This window comes from Microcoleus sp. AT3-A2, from assembly GCF_036705685.1.
Lineage (GTDB): Bacteria > Cyanobacteriota > Cyanobacteriia > Cyanobacteriales > Microcoleaceae > Microcoleus.
In genome coordinates, this window is the sequence record NZ_JAUBVF010000101.1 from 1 (window position 1) to 9,806 (window position 9,806).

7 protein-coding genes and 1 pseudogene are annotated in these 9,806 nt (G+C 45.2%); 4 read left to right on the forward strand and 4 right to left on the reverse strand.

Going from position 1 to position 9,806, the window contains the following annotated elements:
* Nucleotides 1-191: pseudogene (locus QUB37_RS28400) on the forward strand (hypothetical protein); the annotation flags it as partial.
* A gap of 421 nt (nt 192-612) precedes the next feature.
* Nucleotides 613-2,448 (forward strand): biosynthetic-type acetolactate synthase large subunit, encoded by a 1,836-nt coding sequence (gene ilvB / locus QUB37_RS28405; RefSeq protein WP_333168492.1) that lies wholly within the window; start codon nt 613-615, stop codon nt 2,446-2,448.
* A 376-nt stretch (nt 2,449-2,824) separates the two neighbouring features.
* Here the strand turns inward: ilvB and QUB37_RS28410 are convergent, their stop codons facing one another.
* Entirely contained in the window at nt 2,825-3,931 is a 1,107-nt protein-coding gene (locus tag QUB37_RS28410; protein WP_333168493.1) for a hypothetical protein, read from the reverse strand.
* A gap of 58 nt (nt 3,932-3,989) precedes the next feature.
* Entirely contained in the window at nt 3,990-4,397 is a 408-nt protein-coding gene (locus tag QUB37_RS28415) for a hypothetical protein (protein ID WP_333168494.1), read from the reverse strand.
* A gap of 629 nt (nt 4,398-5,026) precedes the next feature.
* On the opposite strand from QUB37_RS28415, the gene QUB37_RS28420 reads away from it, so the two are divergent.
* On the forward strand, nt 5,027-6,298 hold the full coding sequence (locus QUB37_RS28420) for an FGGY-family carbohydrate kinase (protein ID WP_333168495.1): 1,272 nt from the start codon (nt 5,027-5,029) through the stop codon (nt 6,296-6,298).
* 89 nt (nt 6,299-6,387) lie between these two features.
* On the opposite strand, the gene pcrA is transcribed toward QUB37_RS28420, so the two are convergent.
* Both pcrA and QUB37_RS28430 read right to left on the reverse strand, forming a co-directional pair.
* The gene (pcrA, locus tag QUB37_RS28425; protein ID WP_333168496.1) at nt 6,388-8,754 is read right to left on the reverse strand and encodes a DNA helicase PcrA; all 2,367 of its coding nucleotides are present in this window, start codon (nt 8,752-8,754) and stop codon (nt 6,388-6,390) included.
* 210 nt (nt 8,755-8,964) lie between these two features.
* Nucleotides 8,965-9,348, reverse strand: coding sequence for a YkvA family protein (locus QUB37_RS28430; protein ID WP_333168497.1), 384 nt, complete (start codon nt 9,346-9,348; stop codon nt 8,965-8,967).
* A gap of 181 nt (nt 9,349-9,529) precedes the next feature.
* On the opposite strand from QUB37_RS28430, the gene QUB37_RS28435 reads away from it, so the two are divergent.
* Nucleotides 9,530-9,622 (forward strand): hypothetical protein, encoded by a 93-nt coding sequence (locus QUB37_RS28435; protein WP_333168498.1) that lies wholly within the window; start codon nt 9,530-9,532, stop codon nt 9,620-9,622.
* Nucleotides 9,623-9,806: the final 184 nt, after the last annotated feature.

Here is a 9,806-nt window from a genome sequence, read left to right on the forward strand (position 1 = left end):
AAGAAGGAAGAAGGAAGAAGGAAGAAGGAAGAAGGAAGAAGGAAGAAGGAAGAAGGAAGAAGGAAGAAGGAAGAGGGGATGGGTTTCAAATTAACGTCAAATGTAGTACCGATCTACTGTTTGACGATGATTGCCCAGATCCCCTGAGAGTTGGGATGAACCAAAGCATTCTCTTTAGTTTCCCTTCTTAACGGCAATGAGAGCGGGCTCGACACTCGCGTCTAAACAAGATTTATCAAGGGTTTTAGGCGAGTGTTGACACCAATGGTAAGAGGTTCGAGGGCTTTCTTTTCACGATCGATCCATAACATAGCAACCGCCCTGATGATTAGGACGTTCTTAATTGCTCAAACGATTGTTTTTCTTGTCGAATGCCGAATCACGAATGCTCTAAAAGCGTCATATCACGGTAAACAGCCATAGAGGCCGCTATTTCCTCTGTTTCTTTTCTTCCTCTGCTGTTCCCCAATTTCTCGATCGGGCGAACCCTCTGCGATCGCGAAATCTTTTGTAAAATCTCACCACTTAAATTTTCATAGTTTCATTAATTGAGATTAAAGTAGTATAAAAGCTTTCATTAAAAATCATAATTAGTTTAAGGAAGGAAATTCTGTGCAACTAAAAACTAAAGTGACCATCAGACGTGCAACTGGTGGATTTGCTCTGATTGACAGCTTGATCCGCCACGGCGTCAAGCATATTTTTGGTTATCCCGGCGGCGCAATTCTGCCGCTTTACGACGAACTCTACCGCGCTGAAGAAACTGGCGCTATCAAACATATTCTGGTGCGGCACGAGCAAGGTGCTGCTCACGCGGCCGACGGGTACGCCCGCGCTACCGGAAAAGTTGGGGTTTGTTTCGCTACTTCCGGGCCCGGCGCCACTAATTTAGTGACGGGGATTGCGACGGCCCACATGGATTCGATCCCGATGGTAATTATCACCGGTCAGGTGCCCCGTCCGGCGATCGGCACTGATGCGTTTCAGGAAACAGATATTTACGGGATTACCCTGCCAATTGTCAAGCATTCTTATGTAGTGCGCGAGCCGGGAGATATGGCGCGAATTGTGGCAGAAGCTTTCCACATCGCGAGTACAGGGCGGCCGGGGCCTGTGTTGATTGACGTGCCCAAGGATGTGGGTTTGGAAGAATTTGACTATCTGCCCGTGGAACCGGGAGCAGTGAGAATTCCGGGCTATCGGCCGACGGTGAAGGGAAATCCTCGGCAAATTAATCAAGCAATTCATTTGCTGAAGGAAGCAAAGCGTCCTTTGCTTTATGTGGGCGGCGGGGCGATCGCCGCGGGGGCCCACGAGGAAATTAAGGAACTCGCCGAACTTTTTCAATTGCCGGTCACGACAACGCTGATGGGCAAAGGTTCCTTTGACGAAAACCATCCTTTGTCGGTGAAAATGCTGGGGATGCACGGCACTGCTTACGCTAATTTTGCCGTTACCGAGTGCGATTTGCTGATTGCTGTGGGGGCGAGGTTTGACGATCGCGTGACCGGGAAATTAGACGAGTTTGCCGCGCGGGCTAAGGTGATTCACATCGATATCGATCCGGCGGAAGTCGGCAAAAATCGCGGCCCTGACGTGCCGATTGTCGGAGATGTCCGCCAAGTTTTGCTCGATTTGCTGCGCCGCTGTCGGGAAACTGGAGTTTCGGGGAAGACCGGACAAACTGCGGAATGGCTGCACAGGATCGATCGCTGGAAACAGGACTATCCTTTAGTTGTGCCTCATTACCCAGACATTTTGGCTCCGCAAGAGGTGATTTCGGAGTTGGCTACTCAAGCGCCGGATGCTTACTACACAACAGATGTCGGTCAACATCAAATGTGGTCGGCTCAATTCTTGAACAACGGGCCGCGCCGCTGGATTTCCAGCGCTGGTTTGGGAACGATGGGTTTCGGGGTGCCGGCGGCGATGGGCGCGAAAATGGCGCTACCCGATGAGCAAGTGATTTGTATTGCTGGCGATGCTAGCGTGCAAATGAATATTCAAGAGTTGGGAACCTTAGCACAATACGGCATTAATGTCAAGATTGTGATTGTAAATAATGGCTGGCAAGGCATGGTGCGGCAGTGGCAGCAGGCGTTCTACGGGGAGCGTTATTCGTCGTCGAATATGACTGTGGGGATGCCGGATTTTGTGATGCTGGCTGAAGCTTATGGCGTGAAGGGGATGCTGGTTTCGCAACCGGAGGAACTCAAAGATGCGATCGCTCAAATGCTCGCTCATGACGGCCCAGTGCTGATGAACGTCAAGGTGACGAGGGACGAAAACTGCTATCCGATGGTAGTTCCAGGTAAGAGCAACGCTCAAATGGTTGGTTTGCCGGAACGCAGCACGTTGCCATCTGCAGAGTTGATTTATTGTCCGAGTTGCGGCGCGAAGAATGTTTCGAGCAATAAGTTTTGTCCTGAGTGCGGGACAAAAGTTTAACTAGGGACACGGCAATGCCTTGTCTGGCAGGGGTTTAAACCCCTGCCGATCTTTCGGGTTAAGTTGACACGCTTTGGGCAATGCGATGTCCTTACCCGGATCTGCTGTTCGGCGTTACTAATTTACGGTATGAAAGGCTAAATATGCAAGTCAGAGAAACCAGTATCCACAAAGCTTCTGGATTTTTAACTTATTTTTTTCATACCCTGATTAAGCAACGCCCAATATTTTGTCTTTGGCAGTGTTGCTTCACGATAAACTCAATACATTGGCGATCGTAGTCGTTGAGTGCGATCGTCACTTGAATAAATCTGCGAGCACATCCTTATACCGCAGACTGTCAATACAATTGAATCACCTTTCCCTTTCAAGTCGATTATAAATTCGCCTCAAGTAAACGTCTTTTTAATCCAGTGCGACTACTATATTGAGCATAAAGTTGTTTCAGCCGTGTTGAAAAATTAGCTTGTTGGTTTTTATAATCCGCTAAGTTTCGGAGTTTTAAAAGTAACGGCACTACTTCATCGTAAGATTTAGAAGTTCCTTTTTGAATAAGAGCCTCTACATCTTCCCAAGCAGCCGTTTCTCGCAGAGCCAAAGCTTCCAATTCTCTGACTCGTAAAGCTTCAGTTGCCTGTTCTTTTTTGCGATCGCTCTGTTTTTGTTCCTGTTCAGCGCTCTCTAAAAGCTCTCTAATTGTTCGTTCTCCTGTAATTACATCTTGCATAACTTCCATCATTTGTGATAATCTTTTACGCAATTCAAAGGACAGATTAGCTTCTCCTTTGGCTAACCGCAGTAAAAAGGTATCGCTTTCAGAACGATCGAGTTTTTTTATAGCTGCTTTTAGGCTATTTTCTGAAAGAGAAGGTTTAGCAGCACTCGCAATTGTTGCCACATTTAGCAGATGCTCATTCAATTCAAAAGCATCTATAAAAGCCTCTAACGATGAAGATAACTTACCCAATCCAGGAGGAACAGGTGGCTCTAACTCTTCTTCATTGAGTTCATCAATATCAAGATAGCTAATCGCTTTCAGCCAAGCCAGATAAAGTAAACGATAATCTCCCTGCAAAATTTCCTGGCGCAAACCTATCAAAGAGGATAGATTTCCTTCTCCCTCTATCCACCCAAAACCTTCTTCGTCCTCCATAGAAATTTCTAAAATGACAAAATTATTAATTTCAGAAACAGCAATCAGATCTTCAATGCAATATTTCTGCATCCGTTCAACATCAATCAGACCTTTGGGAAAACGAAACATTAGTTGTAATGTTCCCCAATTAGCCATGTAAAACATGGCATCGAAGTATTGGACTAATAGGTCTTTTGGGTCGCCTCGAAAATCTCCATAGCTATAAGTAAATATCGCCCTAGTAGAACTTACTTGTACGCGACTAGAGAGTAGGCTGACTGCTTGTTGTTCCGCTTTAGTCAACGGTCGGTCGATGGTTTGAAACTCGTAGTATTGATATTCGCTCATAAAAATACATGGTAAGAGGGAAACTCACAGTTTTTCGACCTCAGAGGGTCATTTTTGGTTACTGCAAATACATGGCAGAAATGGCAAAAGCTTGTTCAGGAGTACCGTAGAAACTGCCATTCTTGAACATACAAAGCTCATATTTTTCATTGCTGTAGGTGTAAAACCCCAGACTCCAAGATTCTGCATCGCCAAAGTAGCGCAGCCGACACAGGTGAATGGGGCTATTTCGCATTCGTTCTAAATATTCCTCGCGAGATACGGGAAAGTCTTTGGGTGGAAAATCTGGAGGGCAATCAGGTTCTTTATAGGCATCAATGTAACAAAACTGACTGCGAAAGCGGATCTCTAGGCGAGTGTACTTGCCAGCGTAGTTAGCTGCTGCATAATCGAGAACACGCTGCTTTACCTGTTGTTGAACGGCTGGAGGGATTTTAACTCCGCCTGAATTTGGATCATTTTTCACCCAAGGGGACATTTAACTGCTCCGATACGCTACTGACAGAGTTAGTCTAATTGACTTGCCAAGTTTAGTTGCTAACATTTAATTAAACTTTAGATTTAAGTAGCTCAAGCTCTAGCTTGAGCTAACTCCAACGAACCTGTACCTGTAACTAAAACTGATCAATATACCTCTCACGCTTATCTATGGACTCGACTAAGCCAACTAGCGCGAAAAACCGAATCTTTATTACCCGCTGCCTCCACTTCAAATAATCTTGCCGATGCCGTTCATTCAAAGCTATTGCCAAAGATTTGGCATCAGAACAAATCCCGGTGTTTCTTAATCAGGGGATAAAAAAATAATTTGAAAATTCAGAAGCTTTGTGGATACTGGTTTCTACGACTTGTATATTTAGCTTTTCCTACTTTAAATCAGCAACGCCAATAGAGCTTATGATGGAATCTGTAGAAAACCTAAAACTTCTCAGACTTAGCGCTCGCACCTTAGACAATTATCCATTATTTAAATAATAAGCCAAAGAGCAGATAAATCCTGATATTGTCGCAGAAGAAGCTGAGTTAGAAACAACCATAAGACGCAAATAAAATTTGTGGTTTAGTCAAATATAGGAAAATTCGCGGGAGTGGCAAATGAATCTTTATTTGGGAATAGATTTCGGCACGACGGGCGCGCGATCGACAATTATCGACTCCCAGGGTACAATCCATTGTGAGACAGAATATACTTTTGCCAACAACGGGCAACAACAGACTGAATTGCCCTCGGTGTGGCAAAATGCGCTGTGGGATTCGATCGAGCAAATTCCCCCAACAATCCGCAATCAGGTAAGGGCGATCGCCATTGACGGCACATCTTCCACTGTCATGCTGTGCAATACCGACGGTATACCAGTATGCGAACCCATTTTATACAATGATCCGCGCGGTGCAGCGGTGACTGAGAGGTTGCGGGCGATCGCCCCTGCCAACCACACAGTATTAAGCGCAACATCCAGTCTGGCCAAACTCCTGTGGTTGCAAGACTTTCGAGAGGAAACCGCCCCTACAGTTTTCCTGCATCAAGCTGACTGGCTGGCATTTCTGCTGCACGGGAAATTAGGAATTAGCGACTATCACAATGCTTTGAAACTCGGTTTCGATGTTGATACTTTGTGCTATCCAAATTGGCTGACACAGGGAATTGCGGGCGCTGCAACGCCTGAATTGCCGCAAGTTGTCGCACCGGGCACGCCTGTGTGGGAAGTGAGAGCTCAAGTGGGCGATCGCTTCGGTTTTCCCCGCGATTGTATGATTTGTGCTGGTACAACCGATAGCATTGCCGCATTTTTAGCAAGCGGTGTCAATTTACCAGGGGAAGCAGTAACTTCTCTCGGTTCTACACTAGCAGTCAAACTGTTAAGTCATACCCGCGTAGATGATTCTAGATACGGGATTTACAGTCACAAATTAGGCGATTTGTGGTTAGTTGGAGGTGCTTCTAATACCGGAGGTGCGGTGCTGCGACACTTTTTTACTGATGTTGAGTTGGATAATTATAGCACACAAATTGATCCAGAACAAGAGAGTTTGCTGGATTATTACCCATTGTTGAAAAAGGGCGATCGCTTTCCCATTAACGACCCTAATTTGCCTCCCCGACTCGAACCGCGTCCCACTGATTCAGTGGAATTTCTGCACGGTTTGCTAGAAAGCATAGCGAGGATTGAAGCGCGGGGATATCAATTATTGCAAGAATTGGGTGCAACTCCTTTGACCAAAGTTTATACGGCTGGCGGCGGTGCAAAAAATACTGTTTGGAGTGCGATTAGAAAGCGTTATTTAAAAGTGCCTGTAGTAACGCCAATTCATACTGCGGCTGCTTATGGGACGGCGTTATTAGCAATGCGAAGTGTTACAGGTTAGGGTTATTGCATAAATCTTTGATGGATGGGGAAACCGCAGATTTAGGCAGATTAACGCAGATTAACGCAGATGCTTTGCTATATTTTTACTTACACTCGCTGCAACTTAGCTGTTCTCGGATCGATGATTTTTCTGCCCAAACCGGAAAACTTAATTGCCAGATTAGTTTTATCGCCTTCTCCCAAAACGTGGGTAATTTCTCCAACTCCAAAAGCATGGTGAAAAACCCGATCGCCCGTTTTCCAATCCCCCGATTGTCCATTGTTTCCCGCTTGAGAATTGCCGGCATTAGCGGCTGAATTATTAGTTTTTCCTTTAGATGCAGCCGTTTTCCCCGTCTTAGTTTTCTTCGCACTTCCAGCCAGCAAATGTGGTGGCAATTCGCCTAAGAATAGCGAAGGGGTGCAGTGTTCCCGGAAGCCTCCCCAGAGGCGGCGTTCGCGAGTGTGGGTGAGAAATAGCAATTCCTGGGCGCGAGTGATGCCGACGTAGCACAAACGGCGTTCTTCTTCGATCGCTTTCGGGTCGTCCAAACTGCGAAAATTGGGAAATAAACCCTGTTCCATTCCGACTAGAAATACTACGGGAAATTCTAGCCCTTTTGCCGAGTGCAGCGTCATCAGCGACACGCGGGAATCTTCTTCCTGCAAGTCATCTAAATCGGATGCTAAAGATGCTTTTGCTAAAAATGATGTCAGCGTCGGTTCTTCGTTTTGTTCTTCAAATTGCAGCACAGCATTGTACAATTCTCTGACGTTTTCTATGCGATTTTCGGCTTCCTCGGTTCCTTGATTTTTCAAATCTTCAATGTAGCCTGAATCTTGGATAATTCCTTGGACAATTTGCGAAGCCGGCAGAGTTTCAACTTGCGATTGCCAACGACCTATCATTTCGGCAAACTTAATAATAGCTTTTGCCGATCGCCCTGCGAGAGTATTGACAGAAGATTCATCGCTGAGGATTTCCCACAACGGAATGCCCAATTGAGTTGCAGCGTCTTCGACTTTGGAAAATGTGGTATCCCCAATGCCGCGGCGGGGAGTATTGATGATGCGTTTGAGGCTGACGCTATCGTCGGGATTTGCAAGCGTCCGCAGGTATGCTAGGATATCTTTGATTTCTTTGCGATCGTAAAACTTGAGGCCACCGACAATATTGTAGGCAATGTCTAAACGCATTAACGCTTCTTCAAAGGAGCGAGATTGAGCGTTTGTGCGGTAGAGAATCGCAAAGTTACTGCCGTTTTCGTATTCTGAGTTTTGGCGCTTTAAGGAATGAATTTGACCTGCTACAAATTCCGCTTCATCTAATTCGTTGTCTGCCCGCCAGACAACAATCGGAGCTCCCGGTTCGCGAGTCGGGCGCAGAATTTTCTCGATCCGTTCGGTATTGTGTTCGATCAAGTGGTTCGCTACTTGCAGGATGTTTTCGCGCGATCGATAATTTTCCTCTAATTTTACCATTGTCTGAGTTTTCTCGTCCGACAAACCATCTCCAAAATCCTCTTGAAATTCCAGCAATATGGTATAATCTGCCATGCGAAAGCTGTAAATTGATTGATCGACATCGCCCACGACAAAAATCGAGCGGTTTTGCCATTTATCGAACTTTTTTGGGTCAGCGTTATTTGTCACCAACATCCGAATCAAATCGTATTGAGTGCGGTTGGTATCTTGGTATTCGTCAACTAAGATATGGCAAAACTTTTTATGCCAGTAACTTAATACTTGCTCGTTTTGGCTCAAAAGTTTAACGGGAACGAGGATTAAATCGTCAAAATCTAGGGCATTGTTGGCTGCTAAAGCGTCTTGGTAGCGACTGTAAACATCGGCAATCACACGACCTCGATAATCGGGTTCTGCTGCTTGGTATTCTTGAGGCGACAAGCCTTTATTTTTAGCGTTGCTGATGATATAGCGGACTTTTCGCGGGTCAAATTTCTTGTCGTCAAGATTTAGGATTTTGGTGACGATTTGTTTGACGAGACTTTGAGCATCTGACTCATCAAAAATCGAAAAGTTTTTCTTCCACTGGCGGCCTTTTTCGTCTTGGTATTTTTCAATATCGTAGCGGAGAATGCGGCCGCACAAAGAGTGAAAAGTCCCCATCCAAATGTGTTTGGTAATTCTTTGGTAAATTTGCGATCGCAATTTTGTCTGCACATCCGGGGCTAAGTCTACCAAAGATTTGCCATATTCCGCTTCAGCTTGCTGAGTTGCCAGCAATTTCTCAATTCTTTCTTTCATCTCCCTGGCGGCTTTATTTGTAAATGTCACCGCCAGAATATTTTCTGGATCAACTCTATGGGTGCGAACTAAGTTAGCAACTCGGTAAGTTAGAGCTCGCGTTTTGCCGGAACCAGCGCCCGCTACTACTAACAGCGGCCCGTTATAATGGGCGACTGCTTGGCGCTGAGATGGGTTGAGGTGGCTGAGAAAATCAGTGGTTTGAGTCATAGCTAGAAAGTTAGTTTAATTTTTTAAGGGGGTAAATAATACTTGGTATGCGATACCGCGAGTTCTTTTAACGTAAGGTGCGCCTAGCGCACTCTATATTATAACTAGAACGGTAATTTTTAAAACTTTAAATATTTTTGGAGCCAGCGAGTTGTTTCAGGTAAGGTGCTGGGCGCGCACGCTACACAATAACTAGATAGGTGATTTTTTTTAACCTTTAAATATCCGTGTCAGCCAAATTGCAGCTAATATTCCCAAGCCAATCCAGATGGCAATAATCACAGCAGCGGCAGCCCTATTTATCGGTTTTCCTCGCTCTATTTCTGCGGCTGCTTTTTCCCGACACTCGGCTAAAACCTGTGACGGAATCATCTTCAGTACCAGCCAAATTCCCAAAGGTACAATTATCAAATCGTCCAAGTAGCCGAGAATTGGTATGAAGTCAGGAATTAAGTCGATCGGGCTAAAAGCATAGGCAACCGTAAGGCTAGCTAAAATTCTGGCGTACCAAGGTACTCTCTGGTCTGTACTGGCTAAATAAAGGGCGTAAGTCTCTTTTTTAAGTCGGCGGGCAGCTTGTTTTAACGATTGCATATTTGAAAGTTTTACACTATTCAATAGTCCAAACAATTTTTAAGCAGCGAAAGTACCATAATACACGGCTGAAGGAAGGTTAGAATGATTTAAAATAAAATCCCAGTCTAAATCTGACTTGTCAATAAAGGTATCGGTATGCTGTCGTAATCTCATTTATGAGATTGGGACGCAAGCAGGATTGACCCAACAGCAACTTGCAGATCGCATTGGGTCAAAACAGTCGGTGATTGCACGGCTTGAAGATGCGGAGTATGAGGGACACTCGCTTTAAATGCTGCAAAAAATTGCCCGTGCGCTCAATCAGTGATTGGAGATTCAGCAAGGGCGATCGCCCTTGATAAAAATCACACTGAGACGCTACACTAAAGCTAATACATAAGACATCTCCAAAAACAATTAAAGCCTTTGTGTAACTAGGCTGTATGACGTAAATGCAATCATCCTAAATTAGCGAC

Bases quoted from the DNA above. Each gene is read 5' to 3' on its own strand.
- QUB37_RS28420 (WP_333168495.1), top strand. From the start codon at position 5,027: ATGAATCTTTATTTGGGAATAGATTTCGGCACGACGGGCGCGCGATCG.
- QUB37_RS28430 (WP_333168497.1), bottom strand. From the start codon at position 9,348: ATGCAATCGTTAAAACAAGCTGCCCGCCGACTTAAAAAAGAGACTTAC.
- QUB37_RS28410 (WP_333168493.1), bottom strand. From the start codon at position 3,931: ATGAGCGAATATCAATACTACGAGTTTCAAACCATCGACCGACCGTTG.
- pcrA (WP_333168496.1), bottom strand. From the start codon at position 8,754: ATGACTCAAACCACTGATTTTCTCAGCCACCTCAACCCATCTCAGCGC.